A 26,134-nucleotide genomic window follows, 5' to 3' on the forward strand; every position below is an offset into this window, starting at 1 on the left:
GGTTTAAAAATTAATATCGTTTTCTTTAAAAACTTCTTGTGCCAAATGGAAGGCATCATTAGCGGCCGGTAATCCACAATACAATGCTGATTGCATAATTACCTCTTTGATTTCATCCACAGTAACTCCGTTATTAAAGGCTGCTTTTACATGCATTTTAAACTCAGTCGGCCTATTTAATGCAATTAGCATGGACATGGTAATTAAACTTTTAGTGGGTTTAGACAGGCCCGGCCGTGTCCAAATTTCACCCCATGCATAATTTGTAATAAAAGACTGGAAATCAGCATTAAAATCATTTATTTTACTATTGGCTTTATCTACATGAGTATCCCCCAAAACACTTCTTCGAACATGCATTCCCTTTTCAAAAGTTTGATCTCCTACAAAAAAATCAATCAAAACCGCTGCATATTCTTTTGGTAATTCAGTGGCAGCTAGGTGTCTGGCATGGAGTACTTTTAATCTAGCATCGGGTATTTTGGATACCAAAAATTCAGCCTGCTCAACGTTTGTCACTGGATCTTCGTCACCAGTAATGACCAAAGTTTTGACACTCAAATTTTGTAACTGTTCTCTAAAATCTGCATCACGAATGGCACAGCAACAATTAGAATAGCCTTCTACATTACTTCTTAAAAACATGGCATGCATTTCGGTAACTCTTTTTGGGTTTTGCCTGCGAAATTCTTCAGTAAACCAACGCTCCATGGTATCATCAACGATGGCCTGCATTCCGTTTTTTGAAATGGTTTCTATGCGGCTATTCCAGCGTTCATCATTACCTATTTTTGCTCCAGTATTGCTTAAAACTATTTTTATGAAGCGATTTGGGTAATTGATTCCTAAAAATTGGCCAATTAATCCACCCATTGAGAGTCCACAGAAATAGGCTGAATCAATGCTTAGTTCATCCATTAGTTGGATAACATCATTGCCTAAATGCTCAATCGTCGAATCACTACCAAATATAAAACCTTCACTTCCACCATGTCCAGCTGTATCGTACCTTAAAACCCTAAAATAAGGCAATAAATAAGGAACTAATTCATCCCACATCATCATTTCTGAACCTAATGAATTGGAAAAAATCAAAACTGGACTGTTTGGTGTTCCTTCTATTTTATAGTTAATTTTCATATTTCTTTAGAATATTCTCAACAATTTCAACACTGTTTCCTATGGAATTTTGAGGATTAAAATACATATTTAAATTCTCTAAGTCAAGATTCATTTCCCTTAGTACTTCTTTCAAATGTTTCTTTTTTGAAATAGCAATTTTACAAGCTTTCTCTACCAACTCATGGGCCTGAATTTTACCTATTTTTGAGGCCAAAGCAAGTGATACATTTTCTGCAAAAATCAGCCCCTGTGTAATCTCAATATTTGCCAGCATGCGTTTTTCATCAACCTCCAAGCCTTCAATCAATTCCACAGTCTTTTCTAAACTACCTGCTGTCAAAAGCATTATTTCGGTCAAAACCTCCCATTCCGCATGCCAATTTCCAGCGGAACGCTCATGCTCTTGTATCATAGAAGAAAGCATACTTCCAACCAAATGCGGAATACGTGTTGCATTGGCCAATATGGCTGCACATGTTACGGGATTGCGTTTATGTGGCATAGTACTAGATCCCCCTTTACCTTCGGCCGCACCCTCAAAGACCTCCCCAACCTCGGTCTGCATCAATAATGAAACATCTTTCGCTATTTTGCCTAAGGAACCACTCAAAATGCCTAATTTAGACGCTAGCTCATTTAAATTATCTCTCTGAGATTGCCATGAAAATGAAGGACATAAGCCCAAAAACTGAGCGAATAAATTTACAACATCGTTAGAAATATTTTTATTTTGACTTCCAACAGCACCAGAAAGTTGCACCCCCAAAAGCCTTGGTTTCATTTCAACCAACCTATCTATTGACCTACAAACACCTTCTAACCAAGCACTTGCTTTTAGACCAAATGTAATTGGACGAGCTTGCTGCAAAAGCGTCCGCCCAACCATCACAGTACTTTTGTGCTTTTTAGAAATTTTTATCAATTCTGACTTTAGAATCAATAATTTACTCTCCAATAAATTTACAAATTGAGCTATTTGTAGTATCGAGCCAGTATCCACAATATCTTGGCTAGTAGCACCAAAATGGACAAACTTTGAGGCTTCAAAGTCTCTACTCTTTACTACTTTCGTAAGTTGCTGTACCAATGGTATAGCCGCATTGCCTCCAAGTTTAATATCTTTTTTAAGTTTTTCTATATCAACAAATTCAATCTGGCAGCAATTCGAAATAATATTGGCAGACTCCCTTGATATAATTCCTACCTCTGCCTGAGCCTGAGCCAATGAAGACTCTGCAACCAACATGGCCGCGATTGTGTTTTGGTCCGAAAAAAGTTCGTTTACCTCAGAAGAATAAAAAAGTTCACTATATAAACTCATAATTTCAAATATCAAAGAAAACCGTTTCGCTATCGCCTTGCATGTGAATATCGAATAAATAATAATTATCTTTTTTCTGAGCTATCAAAGTTTCTCTTCTTGAATTATCTATTTGAGAAAGCACTTCATCTGTTGCATTTTTGACTTCGTCAGAAAAATAAATTCTTGTGTAAGAATGAATTAATTGACCACGCATAAATAGAATCACGGACAAAAAAGGTGCATTCTCTCCTATAGATTCAGGTTTTTTAGTTTTAAAAACAAAGCTTTTGTCTTTTTCGGTACCCGTACCAAATCTTCCGAATAGGTTATTCTGATTGTCCCAAATCTCGAGCATGGCATCAGGAATAACGTTTCCTTCGCCATCAAAAACTCTTCCTCGAATTACTATATGTTCCTCATCTGATGAAACCAGATCATGCTGAGCCAGACTTTTAAAATCGTACAAATATTGCTCAGGAGTAAGACCATATGCGAAATAAGGTCCAACGGTTTGTGATGGTGTTTGCTTTAACATAATATTTTCAAAATTTATATTTTCTCAAATGGCGTGGCTTTATGACCTCTTAAAACAAAATCAAAGCGGTAACCCAAGGCAAAATCAGGTTCTGTAGCCCCAAGATCAAACTTTGATATCAATAAGTCTCTCCCTTTAGGTGGTACTGCCAAAAATATCGGGTCATGTTCTAAAAGCGGATCACCTGGAAAATACATTTGTGTAACCAAACGATTGGTAATATTTGCTCCAAACAGTGAAAAATGTATATGATTTGGCCTCCAAGCGTTGTAATGATTACCCCAAGGATATGCCCCCGGCTTGATGGTGTAAAATTTATAATTCCCATCTTTGTCTGTCATGCATCGGCCCGCACCCAAAAAGTTGGGATCCAATGGGGCATCGTGCTGGTCCACTTTATGTACATATCTACCACATGAATTGGCCTGCCAAATTTCTATTAATGTATGCGGAATCGGTTGGCCGTTTTCGTTAAAAACCGTACCGTGTACCACAATTCTTTCGCCCAATGGTTCGCCATTTTTAATCGAATTCTTGGTTAAATCATGATCAAACTCCCCCAAATTAAAGTCCCCAAAAACAGGCCCTGAAAGTTCAGCCAATGATTGTTTCAGTAACACCAAAGGTTTGGTAGGTGCTCGGAGAATAGTTGACTTATACGCTGGTGACAATCGAGGTGGATGCACCTCCATGTCGAAAGGATTATATATCAATTGACTCATGATTTTACATTTAAAACTATATAATAAAACAAATGTACCCTGAAAGTATAATTTATTCTTGGACAAATTAAAATATTGTTTGTACTTTTATAACATAATAATAATTTTATTGGTGACATAAATTGAGACAAACTGGAAAAATTCAAATAAAAATAAATCCTAATTACTAATAAACAATAGCTTACAATAAAACCAAAGAAAAAATAAGGGGAAAATCAAAAAGTACATTTATAACATGAAGGAAAAACTCGTAATATTTAACGGACTCTATGGCGAAAACAATTACAGCTCACTGCTGGAATTCGTTCATGCTGAACCGTTGGAATCGAGAAGCAAAATGTATAATTGGGAAATCAAAGAGCATTTACACACAGATTTGGTTCAGCTATTTGTCATAGAAAGTGGAAATGGAATTTTAGTTTCAGAGAAAAAGGAATCCATTATCTCGGGGCCAAGCATAGTTTTTATTCCCATAAATACACTGCATGGATTCATTTTTCAAGATAATGTAAAAGGGGAGGTCATCACTTTTTCCGATTACTTTCTTGAAAATAATTTTAAACAAAACCAGAAAATCGTATTTGAATTAAATCATTTGCAATGCTTTAACTTTGAAAGAAACAACACGCATTTTGAACAAATAAAAATACTCAAAGAAATGATAATTAAGGAATTAAATGAAGAAAACATAGAAAAACGCACTTTCATAAATTCCTTATTCCAAACGTTATTTCTCGCAATTTTCAGAGTTAATCAAATTCAAAAAACAAGTATGGAAGAAACGGATAATAAAACATTAAAATATTTCCAGATTTTCCAGAAAAGTATAAAACAAGATTATTCAGAAATGAAAACTATCAGCCAATATGCCAAAGAAATAGGAATTACCACCATGCATCTCAACAGAGTTTGTAAGATAGTAATAGGTAAATCTCCACTCCAAATCTTACATGAATTAGTTGTCGCAGAAGCAAAAAAATACCTTTTAAACACCTCCTATTCTATCTCTGAAATTAGCTATTTTCTAAACTTTAACGACCCCGCTTATTTCACAAGATTATTCAAGAAAAATGTCGGGGTATCACCTAGTGATTTCCGAAAAACTTAAAATTGATTTTTATTCTTAATTTTGCAAAAAAGGTTTTAGTTATATTGCCTAATATTTAAACCCTATACATGAATTTTATAAACAATAAAAAAATCTGGAACGCATGGTCTATGTACGACTGGGCGAATTCAGTGCATAATTTGGTCATCACTACCGTGATTTTTCCGATTTATTACCATGCAACTGCCGTGGGAATAGATGGCAGTGATAAGGTACTTTTTTTTGGATTTGAAGTAAACAACAATTCCCTATATAGTTTTACGATTTCGGCGGCGGCCATGACTTTGGTCTTCCTTTCACCCATACTGACGTCCATCGCAGACTATTCAGGGAGGAGAAAAATGTTCATGAAGTTCTTTTGCTATTTGGGGGCGGCTTCTTGTGCATATTTTTACTTTTTTACAAAAGAAAGCCTGAATAGTGTTATGATTGCATTTGGCTTATCCATTGTTGGTTGGGGTGGAAGTATCGTCTTCTACAATTCATATATTCCCCAAATAGCCACGGAAGACAATTTTGACAAACTTAGTGCAAAAGGATTCGTATTTGGCTATATTGGAAGCGTTATATTACTAGTTTTCAATCTTTTAATGATTCTTAAGCCTGAGCTTTTTGGCCTTACAGAAGCAGACTCCAAGTCTGGACTTACCTCCAGAATTGCTTTCTTAACAGTAGGTATTTGGTGGTTTGGCTTTGCCCAAATTCCATTTTATTTTTTACCAAAAGACAACAGCAAGAAGTTTGAACTCAACTGGATAAAAAAAGGAATAAAAGAACTACGGAATGTAATTTTAGAAGTCAGGCAAAACAAGATTTTAACCAAATTCCTTACGGCCTATTTTACTTATTATTTGGGTGTAATGACAGTGATTTACGTTGCCACCTTGTTTGCCGAAGATGAACTCAAAATACCTCGTGATGGCTTAATAGCCACCCTATTAGTTATACAATTGGTTGCTATTCCAGGTAGTTATTTGGCTTCTTATTTATCCCGTAAATTTGGAAATTCTATAGCATTAAGAATTCAAGTCTTCATATGGTTTTTGGTTCCACTTGGTGCATATTTTACTACTACTGCCACTCAATTTTATGTCATTGCCGGCATGGTGGGTTTGGTTATGGGCGGAATTCAGTCACTTTCACGTTCTACGTTCGCCAAATTGATACCGGAAGACATAAAGCATACAGCATCTTACTTTTCGCTATATGATATTTTGGAAAAGGCCTCTATAACCACGGGAACTTTCATTTTTGGATATCTCAATGCCATAACAGGCAGTATGCGAACCTCTATTTTGTTCCTAATGGTGGCATTTTTCCTGGGCTTTTTACTACTGATGAGAATACCATCCAAAACTGTATATCACGATAAATGAGGATTTTAATTACGGATTTAAATATAAAGTTGGACGGGCATAAGTTTGGCTACGTAAGCAATTTACTAAAACACATTGAAGCCCTTAGTACTGAGAATGAATACTTTATACTGACAAATCACTCAAAAGAATTTAAATTAGCTTCAGTTAAACCTAATATTAAAATTCTCAATACAACCGAAGAACAACAAACAGTGATTTTGTCACAAAAACACTATTTCCAAAAGTCTGCAGAAGAATGGAAAATCATTAATAATGAATGTCTCAAAAATCAGATCAATCATTTGGTTTTGATGGAACTAGATCCTTATCAGGTAGAAATTGGAAAGAAAAAAACTTCATTTAGTATAGCTGGAATTTGGTTTAGACCTTACGCCAGAATGCAAAAAGAAGGCCCAGGACTAAGAAACCAAATTGTGTTTTGGAGGACGATTTTACAGAAAAAATTGACAATAAAATGGGCTTTATTGAATAAAAATCTTAAAAAAGTATTCATTTTGAATGATGAAGCCATGCCAAATTGGCTAGACAATCAACGTTTTTTTTATTTACCCGACCCCTATTTTGAATATAAAACAATTGAGAATTTCGACCTCAGAGAAAAACATAATATCCCGAAAGAGAATCTTATTTTGCTCCAGTTTGGCAACATGGACGAACGCAAAAACAATGAGAACATCCTAGCCGCACTGAATAATTTGGACGAAGATTTGGCACAAAAAATTTCTTTAATTATTGTAGGAAAGTTTAAGGAGGGCTATTTGGAGAAAATAAAGAACCTAATCCCTGAAAATTCAAAATATCAAACGATAATAAATGATGAATTTGTGAGTGACGAAGAAATGGAGTCGACGTTTATACAATCAGACGTTATCCTAAGAATGAATATCAACTTCTTTGGCTCAAGCGGGATAGTCGGGCAAGCAGCCAATCACAACAAACCATGTATAGTGTCTGACAGTGGAGTAATGGCCGAGCAAGTAGAAAAATATAAGCTTGGAAAAATCATAGACCCTTATGATATCAATGCCATAAAAGAAACTATTATTTACTATTTACAAAATCCAAGGTCAAGAAATATTGATGGGGAATATTATAGACAAACTCACGATTTAAAGGCTTTTGGAAATACTTTGTTGCGTATTTAATAGTTTTTCGTTAACCTTATCTACCCAAATTTTTTGCCCTTCGCAATTCCAATGCGAATCGCCTTTTAAGTATAGATTTTTCTTTCGAAAATCTTGAAAAATACTAATTATCGGGATTTTAAGGTTCGAATTACCCTCAATTCTCTCAACGAGATGATTATACTCCGCCAAATCTTGGGCTAAAATACTGGTTTTATTGGGAATTATACTCAAGTAAACTTCATCAAAACCTAAACCTTTATAATATGCATAGGTTAAATTCGCATTATTCACCATCAAATCTATTTCTGAATCATCTATTTTATCAAAACAACTGCTAATTCCAGGATTAACATCCAAATAATAAAGCAGATGACCATTATGTAGTTTTACTTTATCGTCTGTTTTACCAAAAAGCCAAAGATTCAACTGAGCTTTAATCTCTCTAATTTTCATCATAAAGTCCGTTCCAAATAGCAGAGATTCATGCATTTGTGTGTTATATGGCACTTTAATGTCTAAAAGTTTTTCCTTTAAAGTTTGTTGATTCAAAACCGCATTTTCACTTGCCACATCCCAGTTTTTCCAAGGTTGCTGAAACCGTTCCCTAAAATGTCGCTCCACTGTTTCAATCACCAATATTTTTTTTCCACTTGGCAAATTGAAACTTTCGTTGGATTCGGCAACAAACCCTCTTTCAAACTTTTCAGTTGCAAAATTATCGCTTTGCAATCTGCCCTTCTCAGTAAAACTGTCCCCGGCTAAAAATAAAGCCACATCTGATTTTTCCCCTTTAAAATCATCGTCGCATTTTTTTACTTTTTCTCTAAAATCGGGCAGATTAGCCAAACGATACAAATCACCATAACGAAAGTCATCCTCCACTATTTTATTATCATATAGGAAATTGGTAGCCATTTTTGAACAACCTAGAAACCAAAGAAAGGCAAACACAAACAGAGCAAAATATTTAAATATTTTCATCATCAAAATTGGAAATAAATAAATTGATTAGAAGAAAATATACCAAAGAAGTAGCAAACAAGGAGTAAGCCTACGAATTTCGCATAAAACATAGGGGTATTTGAGGTTTTTATTTCTTTCATAAAAATATCTTTTAGAAACAAAACTATCATCAACGTCCAACAAAAAACAAACTCATTGAGTGTGAAAGGCATAGAAAAACTACCATAGTCACCAAAATCAAAAACCTTAGACAAGATTATTTTAGCATTGTACAATCCTTTAGCCCTGAAAAAGACCCAAGTAATCATCACCAACACAAACGTAAAAATTATAGATAGAAAGGTGTTTTTTGGCAGTTTAAATGGCAAATATTTATCTCTCATAATGGCCAGTACCAGATAAATTCCATGCAAAGCTCCCCAAATAACAAATGTCCAAGCTGCACCATGCCATAAGCCACTCACTGTAAAAACTATCAAATAATTAAGATACAATCTTCCTGTGCCTACCCTACTTCCACCCAAGGGGATATACAAATAGTCTCTAAACCAAGTAGATAGCGAAATATGCCATCGCCGCCAAAACTCTGAAATACTTTTGGAAAGATAAGGTGCATTGAAGTTCAACATGAGATCATAACCCATCGTTCGAGCAGCTCCAATGGCAATATCTGAATATCCAGAGAAATCACAATAAATCTGAATCGTAAAAAACACGGTGGCCATAAGTAATGTCAATCCCGAAAATTGTGTAGGATTGTCGTAACAATAATCCACCATGATGGAAAGTCTATCGGCTATTACAACTTTTTTGAATAAACCCCAAGCCATGAGCATCAAACCAGACTTCAGTTTTTCAAAATCAAACTTAAAATAGGTATGAAACTGCGGCAAAAGGTTTTGTGGCCGTTCAATTGGCCCTGCCACCAACTGCGGATAAAACATTACATAAAGGGAATAAACAATAAAATCTTTCTCTGGCTTTTGATTTCTTCTGTACACCTCTATGGTATAGCTCATCGCCTGAAAAGTATGAAATGAAAGCCCGATGGGTAAATCAAAGGGGTAATCATGAAAAGGATTTTCTACACCAATTAAACCGAGAGCAAGCGAAATATTTTTATTTATAAAATTCCAATATTTAAAAAACGCCAAAAAACCTACATTGGTAATCAAACTCAGAATCAAAAGTGATTTACGTTTTTTACCTTCCGACTGACTAATCCAAATACCAGCAAAGTAATCTACGATGATAGTTACAAGCAAAATTAGGATATAAACTGGCTTAAAAACCAAGTAAAAATAACTACTTGCCAAAAGCAAAAGCCAAACTCTGCCCCTATGCCTAAGAGAAAAGTAAAGAATGGTAACAACTATGTAGAAAAAAACAAATTGAAGTGAATTAAAAAGCATATATGGGCTTCAATGGGTTTGATTTAAGTTCAAAATTAATTGAATTGTCTCAATAAAAGAGCTGTTTTTGAGTTATTTTTGCACAAAAATAAGAGCATTTGAACCAACAAGAAACCATTTGTGCTTTAGCCACCCCCCAAGGCATTGGTGCTTTGGCTATCATCAGGGTGTCCGGACAAGAAACATTCAGGAACGTCAATAAAATCTTCAAAGGCGTGGATTTAGAAAAAGCCATAGCCAATACGGTTCATTACGGCAAAATAATGGATGGGGAAAAGATGATTGACGAAGTACTAGTAAGTGTTTTTAGGGCTCCAAAAAGTTTTACCAAAGAAGATTCTGTTGAAATATCAACTCATGGAAGCGAATACATTGTTAGGTATGTACTTAAACTTCTTATAAAAAACGGTTGCCGTATGGCAAATCCGGGAGAATTCACACAAAGGGCATTTTTAAATGGACAGTTTGATCTCGCTCAAGCCGAAGCAGTTGCTGATTTAATTTCTGCGGATTCCGAAGCATCACACCAAATAGCCATTAACCAATTGAGAGGTGGTTTTTCGAAAAAACTGGCCATTTTAAGAGAAAAACTAGTCCATTTTGCAAGCTTAGTTGAACTTGAGCTAGACTTTGGCGAAGAGGATGTAGAATTTGCAGACCGTGATGATTTGAGAGCCTTAATAAACGAACTTCAATCACAGCTAAGGCCGCTTATTGCATCCTTCGAAAACGGAAATGCCATAAAAGAAGGACTACCGGTAGCCATCATCGGGGCTCCAAATGCAGGTAAATCAACCCTACTTAACGCCCTATTGAACGAAGAAAAAGCGATTGTAACTGATATAGCTGGCACTACCAGAGACGTTATTGAAGATATCGTATTTATTGAAGGGCAAAAATTCAGATTTATAGACACTGCCGGAATTAGACATACCGAAGATATTATTGAATCTATGGGTATTGAACGCTCCCGTAAAGCCATGCATTCGGCCAAAATCATTATCTTTTTATTTGACAATGACGTAAATAAAATCTTCTTAGACCAACTAGAAAAAGAAACAACGAATGCTGATATTCTTTGGGTACAGAACAAAATTGATCTCTACGAAAACTTTAAATCCGATGCAGTTATAAGAATTTCTGCCAAAAATGACATTGGGATAGAAGATCTTAAAAAAGCATTGGTAGCCAAAATAAAACTCCAGAGCAGTCAAGATACCACTATAACCAACCTCCGCCATTTCGAACACTTATTAAAAGCCAACGAGGCTCTCACAGAAGTCCTTAATGGATTAGACTTAGGGATTACGGGGGATTTTTTAGCACAAGACATCAGACTTTCCCTACATCATTTGGGCGAAATTACAGGAACCATTACCACCGAAGACTTGCTGGCTAATATTTTTGGTAAGTTTTGTATTGGGAAGTAGAGCCTTTTACCAGAAAAAGACTCTAAACCAAATTCAGATGTTCCTCCAGCGAGGCCAAACACCTTTCTATCACCAAAGTATAGAACGGCTCTGTATTATTATTAAATTGAACCTCTTGTAAGGCGGTATAATATTTAATTTTAGAGTCTGAATCGCCCTTTAGAATAGCAACAGTATAGCCATTCTGAAGCAATACAAAATTCATAATTAGCCGAGAGGTACGCCCATTGCCATCCAAAAAAGGATGAATACTTACCAATCTTTCGTGCATTTCAGCAGCCAATATAACTGGATGAAGAAACTTCCTTTGTTTATTATAATGCAAAAAATAGTCCTCCATCATTTTCTCCAACAAAAATGGCTGTGGTGGCATATATTCAGAACCACCTATACTTACAGGAACTTTTCTAAAAACCCCAGCATTTTCGGAATCGATACTTTTCAATACCAAGCGATGCAAGTCTAAAAGTGACCTTTTATTCAAAGGCTCTCTTACAGAAATTAACTCCTCCAAAAAATCAATGGCTTCTGAATGATTTATGGCCTCTAAATGCTCTCTCAAACTTTTACCATTGATTGTTACACCTTCCTTGATAACCAATTGAGTTTCTTGGAGAGAAAGCGTATTACCCTCTATCCTGTTTGAATCATAGGTATATTTCAGTGCGAAATGTTCCCTCAACTTCTGCAATTGTGTCTGATTCAAGGGCTTACTTTTCTGCCATTGGTCCTTCAAAGAATCCAACCTTCGAAGTTTAATCTGAACCTCAGAACTAAATACAGGTAAATCAAAAACATCTTTCGAACTCAAATACTCCACCCTCGATTCGGCCGTTGATAATATTTCATAAACATTTTCCTCATACATAACCAATTCGGCTATTTTGCCTATCAATAACTCTCTTCTTAGAACTTTTAGCGGTATTTTATAACCATCGGCCAGTGCAATCAAGTGGTTTTCGGAAGGAATCCTTTTACCTCCTTCATACTTGGACAATAAGGCTTGGTCAATTCCTGTCATTGCAGAGATTTCTTGAAACTTTAACCCTAAATTTGTTCTCTGATTTTTTAAAAGAACATTTATCATTTTTTGACATATTATTTCATGACAATTTTAGTCATTTTTTCTCGAATTAAAAATCTTTCTCACAATGTTTCAACCCGATAAGCAAATTTTATTAGAAATTGTAAAAAACCAAATGCCCTTTGGCAAATACAAAGGCACTTTTTTGTGTGATTTGCCCATCAGTTATTTGGAGTGGTTCTTACGAAAAGGCGGTTTTCCGGAAGGTAAACTGGGTATGCAGCTATCTACGGTTTATGAAATCAAATCAAATGGCTTGGATGAAATTCTTTGGACACTAAAGAAAATGAAATAGCATTATTTGCCATAATGCTCCCCCAGCACTTTTTCAGCAATTTTACCTTGAGGCGAAAACGTTTCTCTTTCATGGAAATGGTCAATTTCAGACGGAAACCATTTCCAAATAAAGGCACCAGCACACCATGGCTGTTTCCAAGCACTTTCAAAGAAAGATTGATAGGCTATGGCTTGAACATTTTCATTTTTAGGTTTTGAATAATCAGTTTCCCAGGGCTTTTCTGTGCTGTAATCGTTACTCCTGTATCCTATTTCAGTAAATAATATAGATTTTTGATGCTTCGCTGCGTATTTATCCAGTTTCTTTAGGTGCGTTTTCCAACCTTGATTTAGTTGATTCTTACTTGGCTCACGCTCATCAGAAAGAGGAAAGTAACCATCGACACCAATAAAATCTAATTCATTCCAAAACGGTACTTTATCAAAGCAATCCCAGTTTTCAGCATAAGTTAGTTTTCCTTTGTACACCTTTTTAATTTCTGAAATCAAGCTAAACCAATAGGCTTCTCTACCTTGTACATGGCTCCCCATTTCAGTGGCAATGCAAAAAACTTCGACTTTTTCTGATTCAGCCAAACGAGCAAAAGTCAAGATATAATCTTTAAAACTATCCTCGAAAATCTTCCAATCTGATTCTTTCTTGAAATCCAAATCTCCAGTAAACTGTCCCCAACCCAGCCACAAATGAGGCTTGAGCATAACTTTTATACCCTTTGAGTGAGCCATTTCTATACATCTTTTCACACCTGCTGGTGTTTCTCCCCACCATTGGTGCTTTTTTGTGGTGTCTATTTGAAACCGCACTTTGGCACTTTCCTTTGGCACAAAAGCATAGGGCATCAACGAGACCCAATCAGCGTTTACGTTTTGAATGGAATGAAAACAGGTTGTATCCACTTCTTTGGGCGGTGCCACCAAAGATAGGCCTTTCATCTTCAAACCCTTATACTGAAATGCTTTATCGCTCGAGCCATAGAAATAAAAACCACCTAAAAGGAGAAGAATAAAAGCGGGAGTAAGTAGTTTTGTTTTCAATATATTAATTTCAAGAATGAAAGAGTCGCTAGAAAATGCCCATAAATTTAAAATCTGGAAAGCCAACTTACAAACTAATGGACTAAAAATAAATAATATAGAGGAAATTTATACCAGACATCGATACAACGGAGAGGCATTATTTTCTTTGGTAATGCTCGATGCTAATACACCAGAGGGTGACAAAATTCCCCCAATCTGTTTCATAAAAGGCGAAGTGGTTTGTGTTTGCATTGTTTTAATAGATAAAAAAACCAAAGAAAAATATCTGCTTTTGGTAAAACAAAGAAGAATAGCCGAAGGTGGATTTACCTATGAGCATCCAGCAGGAATGGTGGATGGCACCAAAACCCCGCTAGAAATAGCCGTAATGGAGGTAAAAGAAGAAACGGGCATAATTGTGACTGAAAATGATTTAATCGACCTTTCGCCTAAAAAAAGGCTTTTTCCGAGCACTGGAACCTCAGATGAAGCCATGTATTTCTATTTTTGTGAGATTACTTTAGATAAAACAGAAATCGAAACGTTTGAAAATAAAGAAATGGGAACAGAATATGAATTCGAAAGAATAACGACCCACGTATATCCATTTGTAGAAGGACACCATAAAATTAATAACAGCAATGGGCTTTTGCTCAATTACCTTTATTTGTCATATATCAAAGATTTTGAAACATTAAAACAAATTTAATACTAAAAAAAATGAAGACTAAAATCAAAACTATTTTCTCCGTATTCCTAATTTTAGGACTCAATGCTTGCCAACAAAGCAGTTCAAATGATCAATCCAAATCAACTGCAGACTCATTAGCTGTTACCGATACCACGCAGTATCCCGAAAACCTCGAAGCCTCTTCCTTTCCAAATGGAGAACTTGTTCACGAAACAGGGCTATTAAAAAAATACGAAGATGGAGGCTATCCTTTTGCAACTTTAACCATTGAATTTCCAGAGAGAAATTTCGAAGAATCTTTCACTCTAAACCTCGAGGAAGTCAAAGATATTAAACCAGAAAACCTTTCAAAATCCATCGGCAAATACCTAGATTTTTCTTATGTAAGCAAATTTGAAAACGCTTTGATGGATATTCAAAACAATGGAAAGTCTATTTTTAAGACTGATGCTATTCCAGTAACAGGAGAGATGAAAAGCATTACTGGTGTATTAAATGGAGCTAACGAAATTACTGGAGGTGATATGCCAAACAAAGTTTCGGTTTCTAATACCGAACAAACCATTGAATTCGAATATTATGTAACCGAAGAGATGGTTAAATATAATGGAAAAACGATTAAGGTTTTCTACGAAGAAAGAACTAGTAATGACTTGGTAGAGATCAAAATATTAAAATAAAGCAAAAAAAGAGGTCATAGCATATTCAAGCTATGACCTCGCTATTTTAATAAATACTATTTTACCTCTTCAACAGGCTCTGAAGTTTCTTTATGTTTCTTATTAATTTTATAATCAAACACTCCAAATTTCAACCCTAAAGAACTTGAGAATCCACTCAAATCTGTATCAAAACCACTTTTATTAGCCGCTAATCTGTAGTTTGCTCCTACGAAAACTTTGGCGTATTTAAGCATATTTGCCTCTACATTTATACCTGGCTGAAGTACAAAACTTCCATTTCTTCTAAACTCAAACCTGTCTTGATATTTACCTCGACGATCAAAACCGTTAAAATCCTCTCTTGAATAAATATTCCCAGCTCCTACAACAATCGGAAACGAAACATGCACCAAGGCATCGGGTTTTATCGTGTATTCCATTTTTAAACCTCCAAAATGCCCTCTGGTAGTTGTAGTACGATTATCTCTAATTGTGCTAAATGCCGTAGCACCAATGGCAAATTTTTTATTTACAGTTAGCATTACACTATTTCCGGCGATTGGTACAAATGAGCCACTAAACTGACCATAAGACAACTCGGGAGCAATGTAAAATCCAAGCGACTGAATTTTGTTTTTAGACTTTCCGAACAAAGTTTGCATTTCATTTTGTGCAATTGTATTGATAGAAATCAGACCAAGCAAATACATTAAAGCACCTTTTAAATAAGTCATAAGTTTAAAATTTTCGTTTTGTTTATTATCATTACGAATCAGAAGAACTCGATGCTGCTTTGTGCGATTGACTTTTTATTTCGGTTAATAAATCTGTCCATTGCTAAAAAATCGATATTTCGTAGAGAAGAATATAATCTGTAAATTTGAATTAATTTTTCAACCAAAAAAATTAATTAAATGAACCTCAAATATTTAAGTATCTTCTTTTTTATTATAAATTCACACCCAGTTTTTGCTCAAAAATCTCCCATAATTCATAGTTCCTTAGTTTTTCCATTACAAGAAAAACACGTTCATGCCAGTAGCATGGTAGTTTTACCAGACAATAACATACTTATAGTTTGGTTTGAGGGGAGTGGAGAAAGAACTGCAGACGATGTAAGAATAATGGGTTCAAGATTAGAAAAAGGTAAAAACCAATGGGAGGAGCCCTTTTTGATGGCAGATACACCGAACATCCCAGATTGCAATCCTGTTTTATTCTTAAATGCCAAAAATCAGCTGTTTTTGGTTTGGATTGCAGTGCAAGCTAATAAATGGGAACAATCCATTCTGAGATATAAAATCTCGTCAAACTACCAAAACCCTGGCCAGCCGGTTTGGGAATGGCAAGACAATATCCTCTTAAAACCAAAAGATTCATTTGCAATAGAAGTAGAAAAAAAACTAAAAGATTTACCCGAATTAACTGCTGGCTGGGCGGGATATGCTCCCAAATATGACGAAATGATCATACAATCCAGTAAAGACCCAGTAAAAAGAAGCTTTGGATGGATGACCAGAATAAAACCTTTGATCTTAGAAAATGGAAAAATAATTTTGCCTCTTTATTCAGATGGCTTTAATTTCTCATTGATGGCTATTTCTGAAGATCACGGACAAAGTTGGAGACCTAGCTCCCCCTTGGTTGGCCGAGGGCCGATACAACCTGCAATAGTACAGAAAAAAAACGGGGATATTATAGCATTACTAAGAGATAGCGGCGATGAGCCATCGAGCGTACAAAAAAGTGAATCTCAAGATCAAGGTGAAACTTGGACGGCAGCTACAAAAACCGATATTCCTAATACTGCGAGCGTAGAATTGTTGGTATTAAAAGACGGTCGCTGGGCTTTTGTTGGCAATGACCAAACGGATGGCAGGTATCGACTAAGTCTATATATATCTGATAATGAAGGTAAAAACTGGAATAATAAATACTTTCTTGAAAATGATGAGTCACTAAAAAAGAGCTATTCATATCCTTGTTTAATTCAATCTCCAGATGGAAATATACATATTTCATACTCATTTCATGAAGAAAAAATGAGGAAGTCAATCAAATATATAGTCTTGAATCCCGATAAAATATAAAGTATTAACATAGTTGATGTTAATGATGAACCAGCAAAACCTAATAGATCGTCTTACCAAAAATTAATCAAATCAAAGAATTTGGATTTTAAAATCCTTCCCATTAATTTTAGAGAAATTAAAGTAAATTAAACCATATATAAAATGAAAACTAAATTATTAATTGTCCTTTTTGCTCTTACGTTTTCTTCGTTCACTTTTGACAACGTTTATGTTTGGGAGAAATACAGACTACAAATAACGGTCCCAGATGATTTTGAAGTGGCTAAAAATACAGATGAAGAATTTGAAATGGAAGGCGATGGTATGTCACTTGCCATCAGTATTTTTGCAGAAAAAATCACATTGGCAGACCTGGAGGAAGCTACAATTGAAGGAGCTGAAGCCATAAAAATGACTGAAATAGACCAAGCCCATGCTACCAAAATCAATCAATTAGACGGTTTTTATGTAGAAGGTTATTTAGATGATCACCGAGTAATGTTCGCTGGGCTAATGGACCAAAGAACCAAAACGACACTTTTCGTAGCAATAACTTTTGCCGATGACGATGCCAATGCCGAAAAAGAGGCATTTAAGATTATAAATTCTTTAAAAAGATTAAAGTAATAGCCTGATTTACTGAGAAATAAATAGAATTAAATTTCTTCGCTTTAGAAGTAAATTTAATTCTATTTTTATTTAAGCAAGAACTTAAGCAATACTCATTCTCAAAATTGCTTCTGTTGCCAAGGCATCAATATCGCTATTTTCTCCATAGTTAACATTTCGGTTCGTAAAACGTTTCTTTATTTCTTGAACCGTCTCCTCTCCTATTCCATAAGCAGATGCTTTTGTAGGTATTCCCAACAATTCATAAAATTCAATTGTTTTTTGAATTGCAGCTTCGGCCAGTTCGTCATCCGTTCCTGACTGCCCCCAAACCTCCTTAGCATATTGAACCATTTTGTCCATTTTATTTACCATTTTGTATCGCATCAAATGCGGCAAAACTACCGCCAAGGTCCGTGCATGGTCGATTCCGTGCAACGCTGTAAGTTCATGACCAATCTGATGTGTAGCCCAGTCACTAGGCACTCCTAGCGAAATCCAGCCATTCAAAGCCACCGTAGCCGCCCACATAAAATTCGACATATCCTCATAATTGGTCTGGTCGTGCATCACTTTTGGAGCTACTTCAATCAAAGTTTTAAGCACACTTTCGGCGAATTTATCCTGTATAAGTGCATTGACCGGATAGGTCAAATATTGCTCCATCACATGCGTAAACGCATCAGCCAAGCCATTGGCTATTTGAACTTTAGGCAATGAATACGTAGTCGTAGGATCCAAAATAGAAAACTGTGGATACAAAAGTGGACTTCCCATACCGTACTTTTCATGCGTTTCTTTTCTAGAAATTACGCCACCCGAATTCATTTCTGATCCTGTAGCAGGCAAAGTTAAAATAGCACCAAATGGCGTGGCGGTTTTATATTTTGTTTTGCCGAGAACTATATTTTCCCACTCATTGCCACCTTCAAAAGGAATAGCGGCTGAGATAAACTTGGTTCCGTCAAGTACAGAACCTCCTCCAACTGACAATATAAAATCAATCTTCTCGGCTCTTCCTACTTCTACGGCTTTCATCAAAGTCTCGAAAGTGGGATTAGGTTCAATTCCTCCAAATTCTATGATTTCAAAACCCAAGAGTGCGGTTTTTACCTGTTCATAAACACCGTTTTTAAAAATGCTACCTCCGCCATAAGTAACCAAAATTTTGGCACCTGCTGGAATATTCTTTGGCAAAGTTGCTATGGTATCTTTTCCGAAAATTATCTTTACGGGATTCCTAAATGTGAAGTTTGAGATCATTTTGCTTAATTTTTTATCATTTAAAATACTAACACGTTTTTTGTTGAATTAATTTTTAATTTTGGCAAAAAACCATCAGAAATGAGCTATTGTACTTATTGTAAAACACTTCCTGAAGACAACCACCACCGAATTTACCACGATAATCACTACGGCTTTCCGATTGAAGGAGATAACGAACTTTTCGAAAGGTTTGTTTTTGAAATCAATCAAGCAGGCCTTTCTTGGGATTTGATATTGAAAAAACAAGAAACTTTTAGAGCTGCGTATCATAGATTTGATATTGATGTGGTGGCCAATTATAATCAGGTAGAGATTGAACGCTTACTCAACGATGCAGGGGTAATTCGTAATATATTAAAAATAAATGCTGCCATTCACAATGCGAAAGAAATTCAGAAACTTCAAAAAGAGCATGGTTCGTTTAAAAAATGGATAGATCATCACCATCCAAAAACTAAAGAAGAATGGGTAAAAATATTCAAAAAAACTTTTAAATTTACTGGCGGAGAGATAGTTAACGAATTCCTTATGAGCACTGGTTACCTTTCTGGAGCACATGATTCAGATTGTCACATTTTAAAAAAGATTCAAAATGGCAAAAGTTAATATGAAAACAACAGAAAATGAAGTTTCAGTTTTGGACTTCATTAACGCAGTTGAAGACGAATCCAAAAGAAAAGACAGCTTGGAACTGATAAAAATAATGGAGGAAATAACCCAATCTCCTGCCAAAATGTGGGGACCAGCTATCATTGGGTTCGGTAAATATCATTATAAATACGAAAGTGGCAGAGAAGCCGATATGCTTAGAGTTGGTTTTTCGCCTAGAAAAGATGCAATGGCTCTATACATAGGAGCAAATTCTGAAGAAAACCTGGATATTATTTCAAATCTAGGAAAATTCAAAACAGGAAAATCATGCCTTTATGTCAAAAAACTCAGTGACATCAATATTGAAGTTTTAAAAGAAATTACAAAAAGAGGATTTGCAAGAAAGCAATTTGGAGAGGTATAAAAAAAGAGGAAGCATTTCTGCTCCCTCTAATTATTTATTTCAAAAAATTAAACTTCGGCGTCGCTCAGTTTCCTTTAACCAGTAAACAGTAAACCATTAACCAATCCACCAAAATCAGATCGTCTTCCAACCTTCACGGTAGTTACGAGCTACAAATTGATTGGCCTCATCATAGTTGGTAATTTTCATATTGTTACCATCCCAAAGTAACTTCTTACGACCATCAAAATCTAAACCAGCTGCACCGCCTGTTTTCTTTTTGCCTAACTGATAGCTTCTTATGGCCAAGTTACCCATCAAAACTGTTTCAGTCAATGGCCCAGAATAATCAAAAGAAGAAGTCAAAGCTTGGTGTTTTTTGCCTCCAAAACCATCCTTGATGGCATCACACCACGACACTTGGTGACCATATTCAGGCAATTTCTCATTTGGATTAGTAGTTTTGTAATCTTTCGGCATTTCCAAAACATCTCCGTTGTTTTTATACACTTTCGGTACAAGTCCATAAGTTCCACAGGTCATTATGCCTTTAGAACCTATTATCATCACACCGTTTGCACTTCCATTTTCACCTATAGAATCATTGGCAGGTATCAAATCTGGATGAAATGGCCTAACACCACCGTCTGTCCAAATCATCTTGATATCCTTTTTATTTTTCTTGGACGCCGGAAATTTCAACTGAACATGCGATGAAGGAGGACAACCTTCAGGAATATACTCTGCTTGCCAATCTTTCAAGAAAACTTGACCAACGCTACATTCTACCTCTGTTGGATAGCCCAATTCCAAAACTCTGAACGGAGGGTCAATTAGGTGACAACCCATGTCGCCCAATGCTCCAGTTCCGAAATTCCACCAGCCTCTCCATTTGAAAGGATGATAAAGCGGGTGATAATCTACATAATCTGCAGGTCCTATAAACAAATCCCAATTGGCTTTACTCATGGTATCTGGTAGTTCAGGCTTGCTGGTTGGTACCGGAATTCCTTGTGGCCAAACAGGTCTATTGGTCCATACATACACCGTATCTACCGTACCAATTAATCCTTTTTTATGCCATTCTATCATCTGTTGCTGGCCTGGATTCGAAGCTCCTTGGTTACCCATTTGCGTTACGACTTTGTATTTTCTTGCCGCTTCTGTCAGCATACGTGTTTCGTAAATATTATGGGTAAGTGGTTTTTGCACATATACATGCTTGCCCATTTGCATAGCTGCCATAGCTGCTACACCGTGGATGTGATCAGGTGCCGAAATCGTCACGCCATCAATTTCTCCCTTCATTTGCTCCAGCATCACCCTGAAATCAGCGTAAAGCTTGGCTTTCGGGAATTTATCAATAGCGGCTTTGCACTGACCTGGGTCTACATCGCAAAGAGCCACTACGTTTTCTGCACCATTATTATAGGCGTTAAAAATATCCGAACGACCTTTTCCACCAGCACCAATTGCAGCCAGATTAAGTTTATCACTCGGGGCTTTGAAGCCTTTCCCTAACACATGGCGAGGAACAATAAAGAACGAACTCGCAGCCACAAGGCCAGTTTTCAAAAAGTCCCTCCTTCCTTTTTCTAGAATCTTTTTTTCCATATTTGTTTGATTGAATAGTATTTTGTTAAAGAATTTCTGAAACAATGAACCTTGCATTTGTGCAAAATATAGTCCCAGCCTTTCAAACTATAATATTAAGCACAAAAGTTTATTTATGAATTATATTTTTAAATAATTTTAATAAACTTTACAAATATTTAATGGAAAAGAAAAAATAGCATTCCAAGCTCTAAATAAAGAAATCTTGTATTTTTGTTTCAAATTAGAAAAGCTAAAATGGCAAAGAAAACAAAAGAAAAAGTAGAATTACCTAAAGTACACAAAGACCTTGAAGGTTTTGATGTTACCATCAACTCATTTGGAGAAATCCAGATGTCATATAATATTGAGAAAATCAACGATTTTTTGAACAACAAAGTAGAAGACAAAAAACTAAAACATTTGAAAGAAGATGAAAAGCCATGAAATAGATTACAAAATATTGGGTGAAGACATTCAAGTAGTAGAAATAGAACTTGACCCCAACGAAACTGTAATAGCTGAAGCAGGTTCCATGCTATTTATGGAAGATGGCATAACCTTTGAAACTAAAATGGGCGATGGCTCTCAGGCCAATCAGAGTATTTTGGGAAAAATGTTCCAAGCTGGTTCGAGATTATTGATGGGTGAGTCGCTGTTTATGACCCACTTTACCAACCGGGGTACAGCTAAAAGAAAAGTAGCATTTGCAGCACCTTATCCTGGAACCATTAAAGCTGTAAATCTTGCAGAAATTAACCAAAATACGCTCATTGTTCAGAAAGATGCATTTCTTTGTGCTGCAATGGGTACAAGCATTTCGATTCATTTCAACAAACGATTCGGGGCGGGTCTCTTTGGTGGGGAAGGTTTCATTTTAGAAAGAATTCAAGGGGATGGCCTTGCTTTTATACATTCTGGTGGTGTGGTTATAGAGAAAACACTCAATAATGAATTACTTAGACTTGATACGGGCTGTTTGGTGGCTTATGAACCGCAGCTGAACTTTGACATTCAGAGTGCTGGTGGACTTCGCTCTATGATTTTCGGTGGAGAAGGCATGTTTTTGGCCACTTTGAGTGGTACAGGTAAAGTCTGGATTCAGTCCCTTCCGATATCCAAACTTATACAAAGACTTTCACCATATGGTGGAAATGCCAGCAAAGAAAGTGGCTCTGTAATTGGTGGGCTAGGTAGTTTATTTGAACGATGAAATAATTAATGATTGGACTTCATCAAATCATTTAAAAAAAATGGAATTTTAGTTGTTCCTTTTTATAAGGTATTGAAAGATAATACTTATCGATAAACACCTGTTAGAACACAATTAAAACATATCAATGATAGAAATGAATATATATTCCAAGATTTAAAAATAAGTTTTCAAATGTAAAAAGCAACCCATAAACTTGGAAATGAAATGGATATTGAATTACTATTTTTACAATATTTTTTCAAGAAAAAATTCCATTTTGAGGTTAATCAAAAATGTTTGTCGATAGAAAACTATTAATCATCTTTCAAAATCTGTTTTTAATAGAATAGCTCATTTGTAATAAATTCGTATACATACATTTGTGTATCATTTATTCAACCATGAAATATATCTTCAGTTATTGAAGAGAAAAATGCCAACCTCATCGGTTGGTATTTTTTTTAGTAAAATTACTTCAAGCCAAAAAGTTTTTAATCAAATCCAATTTCTTTTATATCTTTGCCTCATGGAAAATTTCGTAGTATCTGCTCGTAAATATCGCCCAGTCACCTTTGACTCGGTCGTTGGGCAGTCGCACATTACTACTACACTTCGAAACGCCATAAAATCCAACCAGTTAGCCCAAGCATTTCTGTTTACTGGTCCAAGAGGCGTTGGCAAAACCACTTGTGCAAGGATTTTAGCAAAAACCATCAACTGTCTTGATGTAAATGAACACACCGAACCTTGTAACAAATGTTCGTCTTGTAGAAATTTCGACCAAAATGCGTCATTTAACATACATGAATTAGATGCTGCATCAAACAACTCAGTAGAAGATATCAGAAACTTGATAGACCAGGTGCGTTTCCCTCCACAAGACGGTAAATACAAGGTTTATATCATAGATGAGGTTCACATGCTTTCTCAAGCGGCTTTTAATGCTTTCTTGAAAACCTTGGAAGAACCACCATCTTATGCCATTTTTATATTGGCTACCACAGAAAAACACAAAATACTGCCCACGATTTTGAGTAGATGTCAAATATTTGATTTCAATAGAATTCAGATAAAAGACATGGCAGATCATCTGGCCAAAATTGCGGATAAAGAAGACATTGGTTTTGAAGTTGAGGCTCTTGAACTCATTGCCCAAAAAGCGGATGGAGGCCTTCGCGATGCACTCTCCATGTTTGACCTCAATGTCACATTCTCATCAGATCGAAAGTTATCCTATAAAGACGTATTAGAAAACCTACACGTTCTTGACTATGATTATTACCTAAGAATGCTAGATGTGCTACATGAAGGAAATATTACGCAAGTACTTTTGATTTTGCATGAAATCATTTCCAAAGGTTTTGATGTTCACCAATTTGTCGTTGGACTGAATGAACATTTTAGAAATATTTTGGTTAGCAAAGAACCCTCAACACTTGAAATCCTAGAATTATCTGAAACTATCAAGCAAAAATATATTGAACAAGGAAAAAGGATTTCTACAGGATTCTTAATGTCAGCATTGAGTGTAGGTTCAAACATTGATATCAACTTTAAATCAGCCAAAAATCAGCGTTTACACGTTGAAATTGGTTTATTAAAGCTATCGCAAATCAATGCAGTATTAAACTTGGCAGACCTCCCAGATGGTGATGGTCAAAAAAAAAAGTTGATGGAGGTGTAAAAATCACCACAAATTCTTCTGAAGAAATTACCCAAAAAACGGTTGACAATAATTCACCGTATCCTTCTGAGAACCAAAGAAATGTCTCAAATCAAGTCAATCCAATAAAGAAAACAGGACTGAAGTCTTTCAAGTCCGTTTTGGCAATGGAAGAAGAAGTTAGTCAAAATACTTCAACTGAAATCACCATAGGAAACGGTTCCTCTGTTCATCAAACCAAAGAATTTACAAAAGCGATGGCCATCGGAGTTTTAGCGGATTTTGCTGATGGAAGAAATACACAGACCGAAAAAATGGTGGTTACAAGGGATTTTGATCTAATTAAAAACAATTTAAACTTCAAACTACCCAATAAAATCTTGTTTGACATTTTTCATGAAATCAAACAAGACTTAACTGACTTTCTTAGGAAAAAACTCCACAATTCTGATATTCAAATAGACGCCACAATAACTGCAGAAGAAACCAAGGCAAAACCTAGAACAGAGCAAGAAAAGTTCGAATCGATGGCTGAAAAAAATCCTGCTATTTGGAAACTAAAAGAAGCATTAGGCCTTGACTTGCTTTTCTAAATTTCGATTATCCATTTTTGATTCCGAAGTTTTAAGTTCTAAAACAACAAATAAGTCTAGTTTTCAATAGACCAAACTCTCCTAAATATTATATTTGCACAAAAAAAAGCTTACAAAATGTCATTAAGAATTGCAATTGGTGGAGATCACGCAGGATTTGAATACAAACAACTGATATTAAAATGGTTACAGTCTGAAAATTTTGAAACGGCAGACTTTGGTCCTTACACATCGGCTTCCATAGATTATCCTGAAACTGCACATCCTTTGGCACAAGCCATAGAAGATGGAAAATATGATTTGGGAATTTTAATCTGTGGCAGTGGCAATGGCGTATGTATGACAGCTAACAAACATCAAGGTATTAGAGCTGGATTGGCATGGAATAAAGAAGTAGTGAAACTCATCAGAATGCATAATGATGCCAATGTAATGTGTTTGCCAGCAAGATTTATTTCGCCTGAAGAAGCGTTAGATTTTGCAAAAACATTTATAAGCACTGAGTTTGAAGGTGGAAGGCATGCAACAAGAGTTGGAAAAATTTCTTGTTGACAATCCGCTCTTTTTAAACAATTTGCAATATTATTTGTTAAAATTTTAGAGATTTAGACAATATTTTAGTTTTTTTTATGATACAGGGCAACCTTTTAACAAAAAATAACGTCTAATACACAAAACAATAGATTTTTTTATTATACTTTTGTAAAAATAAATTTTTATAGATTAAATTTTACCTCGTTGAACATACTTTCTAAAATATCAACTGCTTTGCTTATGACCATAATGGTCACCAGCTTCGCTTTTGGTCAGAAAGATGAATCGAGGCTAAATATTGGTCAATCTCCAAAAAAGACGATAATCTCCAACTCATTGTTAGCAAAAAACAGCACATTGTCAAAGGGTATATCGTTTAATTCCAAAAACAATTATACGCAGTTTTACAGAGATTTGCTCATCAGCAATAACTCCAAAAATACTGACAGTAAATCAGTTGCAAATCCAGTTCAAGAAAGTGCCGCAGAAAAAATTAAAGTTTCCAATATTTACCCAAATCCAGCCAATGATTATGCGTATTTGGACTATACAGTAAATGGGAATTTTAACGCTGCAAACATTTCTTTCTTTAATTTATTGGGAAAACAAGTTGCGGAGTATCAGTTAGGCAAATATTCAGAAAAACTTAAAATCAATACTTCCAACTGGGAATCTGGAATTTACATGTATCAGCTCATAATTGACGGTAAAAAAATCGCCACCAAAAAGCTTTTGGTGAGACACAATTAATTTAATTTTCTGC

Annotated in this window: 27 protein-coding genes and 2 pseudogenes; 17 read left to right on the forward strand and 12 right to left on the reverse strand. The window is 35.5% G+C overall.

Annotation, left to right across the window (positions count from 1 at the left end; translation table 11 throughout):
* Window positions 1-3 precede the first annotated feature (3 nt).
* The 5 genes and pseudogenes from pcaC to pcaH form a co-directional block, all read right to left on the reverse strand.
* Entirely contained in the window at window positions 4-399 is a 396-nt protein-coding gene (pcaC, locus tag EGI24_RS21980; protein WP_409035478.1) for a 4-carboxymuconolactone decarboxylase, read from the reverse strand.
* Window positions 397-1,140: pseudogene (gene pcaD / locus EGI24_RS11595) on the reverse strand (3-oxoadipate enol-lactonase); the annotation flags it as partial. The pseudogene pcaD and the gene pcaC, both read right to left, overlap by 3 nt.
* Window positions 1,130-2,443 carry a 3-carboxy-cis,cis-muconate cycloisomerase gene (pcaB, locus tag EGI24_RS11600; RefSeq protein WP_255048575.1) on the reverse strand — a complete coding sequence of 438 codons (1,314 nt, stop codon included), beginning with the start codon at window positions 2,441-2,443 and terminating at the stop codon, window positions 1,130-1,132. The pseudogene pcaD and the gene pcaB, both read right to left, overlap by 11 nt.
* 4 nt (window positions 2,444-2,447) lie before the next feature.
* Entirely contained in the window at window positions 2,448-2,960 is a 513-nt protein-coding gene (pcaG, locus tag EGI24_RS11605; RefSeq protein ID WP_255048576.1) for a protocatechuate 3,4-dioxygenase subunit alpha, read from the reverse strand.
* A 14-nt stretch (window positions 2,961-2,974) separates the two neighbouring features.
* Window positions 2,975-3,682: a protocatechuate 3,4-dioxygenase subunit beta gene (gene pcaH, locus EGI24_RS11610; protein WP_255048577.1), complete on the reverse strand. Its 708-nt coding sequence runs from the start codon at window positions 3,680-3,682 to the stop codon at window positions 2,975-2,977.
* 235 nt (window positions 3,683-3,917) lie between these two features.
* On the opposite strand from pcaH, the gene EGI24_RS11615 reads away from it, so the two are divergent.
* From EGI24_RS11615 to EGI24_RS11625, 3 genes are all read left to right on the forward strand, one after another.
* Window positions 3,918-4,790 (forward strand): helix-turn-helix domain-containing protein, encoded by an 873-nt coding sequence (locus EGI24_RS11615; RefSeq protein WP_255048578.1) that lies wholly within the window; start codon window positions 3,918-3,920, stop codon window positions 4,788-4,790.
* Window positions 4,791-4,858: 68 nt separating this feature from the next.
* A complete protein-coding gene (locus EGI24_RS11620) occupies window positions 4,859-6,166 on the forward strand; it encodes an MFS transporter (RefSeq protein WP_255048579.1) in 1,308 nt (435 codons plus the stop codon).
* A complete protein-coding gene (locus EGI24_RS11625) occupies window positions 6,163-7,314 on the forward strand; it encodes a glycosyltransferase (protein ID WP_255048580.1) in 1,152 nt (383 codons plus the stop codon). The genes EGI24_RS11620 and EGI24_RS11625 overlap by 4 nt, the downstream gene beginning before the upstream one ends.
* On the opposite strand, the gene EGI24_RS11630 is transcribed toward EGI24_RS11625, so the two are convergent.
* Window positions 7,279-8,211 carry a hypothetical protein gene (locus tag EGI24_RS11630; protein ID WP_255048581.1) on the reverse strand — a complete coding sequence of 311 codons (933 nt, stop codon included), beginning with the start codon at window positions 8,209-8,211 and terminating at the stop codon, window positions 7,279-7,281. The two genes, EGI24_RS11625 and EGI24_RS11630, sit on opposite strands and share 36 nt — an antisense overlap.
* Window positions 8,212-8,279: 68 nt before the next feature.
* Complete coding sequence (locus tag EGI24_RS11635) at window positions 8,280-9,671, reverse strand: MBOAT family protein (protein WP_255048582.1); 1,392 nt, start codon at window positions 9,669-9,671, stop codon at window positions 8,280-8,282.
* A 98-nt stretch (window positions 9,672-9,769) separates the two neighbouring features.
* Here EGI24_RS11635 and mnmE point away from each other — a divergent pair, with 98 nt between their 5' ends.
* Entirely contained in the window at window positions 9,770-11,101 is a 1,332-nt protein-coding gene (mnmE, locus tag EGI24_RS11640) for a tRNA uridine-5-carboxymethylaminomethyl(34) synthesis GTPase MnmE (RefSeq protein ID WP_255048583.1), read from the forward strand.
* Between the two features lie 22 nt (window positions 11,102-11,123).
* Here the strand turns inward: mnmE and EGI24_RS11645 are convergent, their stop codons facing one another.
* A complete protein-coding gene (locus tag EGI24_RS11645) occupies window positions 11,124-12,188 on the reverse strand; it encodes a Fic family protein (RefSeq protein ID WP_255048584.1) in 1,065 nt (354 codons plus the stop codon).
* 64 nt (window positions 12,189-12,252) lie between these two features.
* Between EGI24_RS11645 and EGI24_RS11650 the strand changes: the two genes are divergently transcribed.
* Window positions 12,253-12,480: a DUF3820 family protein gene (locus tag EGI24_RS11650; protein WP_255048585.1), complete on the forward strand. Its 228-nt coding sequence runs from the start codon at window positions 12,253-12,255 to the stop codon at window positions 12,478-12,480.
* Between the two features lie 2 nt (window positions 12,481-12,482).
* Here EGI24_RS11650 and EGI24_RS11655 read toward each other — a convergent pair whose 3' ends face one another.
* Entirely contained in the window at window positions 12,483-13,517 is a 1,035-nt protein-coding gene (locus tag EGI24_RS11655) for a glycoside hydrolase family 113 (protein ID WP_255048586.1), read from the reverse strand.
* A 16-nt stretch (window positions 13,518-13,533) separates the two neighbouring features.
* Here EGI24_RS11655 and EGI24_RS11660 point away from each other — a divergent pair, with 16 nt between their 5' ends.
* Together EGI24_RS11660 and EGI24_RS11665 are read left to right on the forward strand one after the other, a co-directional pair.
* Window positions 13,534-14,208 carry an NUDIX hydrolase gene (locus tag EGI24_RS11660; RefSeq protein ID WP_255048587.1) on the forward strand — a complete coding sequence of 225 codons (675 nt, stop codon included), beginning with the start codon at window positions 13,534-13,536 and terminating at the stop codon, window positions 14,206-14,208.
* 11 nt (window positions 14,209-14,219) lie between these two features.
* The gene (locus EGI24_RS11665; protein WP_255048588.1) at window positions 14,220-14,870 is read left to right on the forward strand and encodes a hypothetical protein; all 651 of its coding nucleotides are present in this window, start codon (window positions 14,220-14,222) and stop codon (window positions 14,868-14,870) included.
* Window positions 14,871-14,926: 56 nt separating this feature from the next.
* Here the strand turns inward: EGI24_RS11665 and EGI24_RS11670 are convergent, their stop codons facing one another.
* Window positions 14,927-15,586 (reverse strand): hypothetical protein, encoded by a 660-nt coding sequence (locus EGI24_RS11670; RefSeq protein ID WP_255048589.1) that lies wholly within the window; start codon window positions 15,584-15,586, stop codon window positions 14,927-14,929.
* Window positions 15,587-15,766: 180 nt separating this feature from the next.
* Here EGI24_RS11670 and EGI24_RS11675 point away from each other — a divergent pair, with 180 nt between their 5' ends.
* Window positions 15,767-16,942, forward strand: a complete 1,176-nt coding sequence (locus tag EGI24_RS11675; protein ID WP_255048590.1) for an exo-alpha-sialidase — start codon at window positions 15,767-15,769, stop codon at window positions 16,940-16,942.
* Between the two features lie 144 nt (window positions 16,943-17,086).
* A complete protein-coding gene (locus EGI24_RS11680) occupies window positions 17,087-17,551 on the forward strand; it encodes a hypothetical protein (RefSeq protein WP_255048591.1) in 465 nt (154 codons plus the stop codon).
* 84 nt (window positions 17,552-17,635) lie between these two features.
* On the opposite strand, the gene EGI24_RS11685 is transcribed toward EGI24_RS11680, so the two are convergent.
* The gene (locus EGI24_RS11685) at window positions 17,636-18,796 is read right to left on the reverse strand and encodes an iron-containing alcohol dehydrogenase (RefSeq protein ID WP_255048592.1); all 1,161 of its coding nucleotides are present in this window, start codon (window positions 18,794-18,796) and stop codon (window positions 17,636-17,638) included.
* Window positions 18,797-18,877: 81 nt separating this feature from the next.
* Here EGI24_RS11685 and EGI24_RS11690 point away from each other — a divergent pair, with 81 nt between their 5' ends.
* Together EGI24_RS11690 and EGI24_RS11695 are read left to right on the forward strand one after the other, a co-directional pair.
* Window positions 18,878-19,405, forward strand: coding sequence for a DNA-3-methyladenine glycosylase I (locus EGI24_RS11690; protein WP_255048593.1), 528 nt, complete (start codon window positions 18,878-18,880; stop codon window positions 19,403-19,405).
* A 1-nt stretch (window position 19,406) separates the two neighbouring features.
* The gene (locus EGI24_RS11695) at window positions 19,407-19,814 is read left to right on the forward strand and encodes a DUF1801 domain-containing protein (RefSeq protein ID WP_255048594.1); all 408 of its coding nucleotides are present in this window, start codon (window positions 19,407-19,409) and stop codon (window positions 19,812-19,814) included.
* Window positions 19,815-19,928: 114 nt separating this feature from the next.
* Here the strand turns inward: EGI24_RS11695 and EGI24_RS11700 are convergent, their stop codons facing one another.
* Complete coding sequence (locus EGI24_RS11700) at window positions 19,929-21,407, reverse strand: Gfo/Idh/MocA family protein (protein WP_255048595.1); 1,479 nt, start codon at window positions 21,405-21,407, stop codon at window positions 19,929-19,931.
* A 237-nt stretch (window positions 21,408-21,644) separates the two neighbouring features.
* Here EGI24_RS11700 and EGI24_RS11705 point away from each other — a divergent pair, with 237 nt between their 5' ends.
* The 6 genes and pseudogenes from EGI24_RS11705 to EGI24_RS11730 all read left to right on the forward strand — a co-directional run bounded on the left by EGI24_RS11705 (window position 21,645) and on the right by EGI24_RS11730 (window position 26,121).
* Complete coding sequence (locus tag EGI24_RS11705; RefSeq protein WP_255048596.1) at window positions 21,645-21,833, forward strand: hypothetical protein; 189 nt, start codon at window positions 21,645-21,647, stop codon at window positions 21,831-21,833.
* Window positions 21,820-22,599 (forward strand): TIGR00266 family protein, encoded by a 780-nt coding sequence (locus tag EGI24_RS11710; RefSeq protein ID WP_255048597.1) that lies wholly within the window; start codon window positions 21,820-21,822, stop codon window positions 22,597-22,599. Before EGI24_RS11705 ends, EGI24_RS11710 begins: the two co-directional genes overlap by 14 nt.
* Window positions 22,600-23,107: 508 nt before the next feature.
* A pseudogene (locus EGI24_RS11715) lies at window positions 23,108-24,229 on the forward strand (DNA polymerase III subunit gamma/tau); the annotation flags it as partial.
* A gap of 182 nt (window positions 24,230-24,411) precedes the next feature.
* Window positions 24,412-24,837 carry a hypothetical protein gene (locus EGI24_RS11720; RefSeq protein WP_255048598.1) on the forward strand — a complete coding sequence of 142 codons (426 nt, stop codon included), beginning with the start codon at window positions 24,412-24,414 and terminating at the stop codon, window positions 24,835-24,837.
* Between the two features lie 117 nt (window positions 24,838-24,954).
* Window positions 24,955-25,389 carry a ribose 5-phosphate isomerase B gene (gene rpiB, locus EGI24_RS11725; protein WP_255048599.1) on the forward strand — a complete coding sequence of 145 codons (435 nt, stop codon included), beginning with the start codon at window positions 24,955-24,957 and terminating at the stop codon, window positions 25,387-25,389.
* Between the two features lie 222 nt (window positions 25,390-25,611).
* Window positions 25,612-26,121 (forward strand): T9SS type A sorting domain-containing protein, encoded by a 510-nt coding sequence (locus EGI24_RS11730; RefSeq protein WP_255048600.1) that lies wholly within the window; start codon window positions 25,612-25,614, stop codon window positions 26,119-26,121.
* The last annotated feature ends 13 nt before the right edge of the window (window positions 26,122-26,134 follow it).

It is taken from the genome of Lacihabitans sp. CS3-21, from assembly GCF_024343675.1.
Taxonomy (GTDB): domain Bacteria; phylum Bacteroidota; class Bacteroidia; order Cytophagales; family Spirosomataceae; genus Leadbetterella.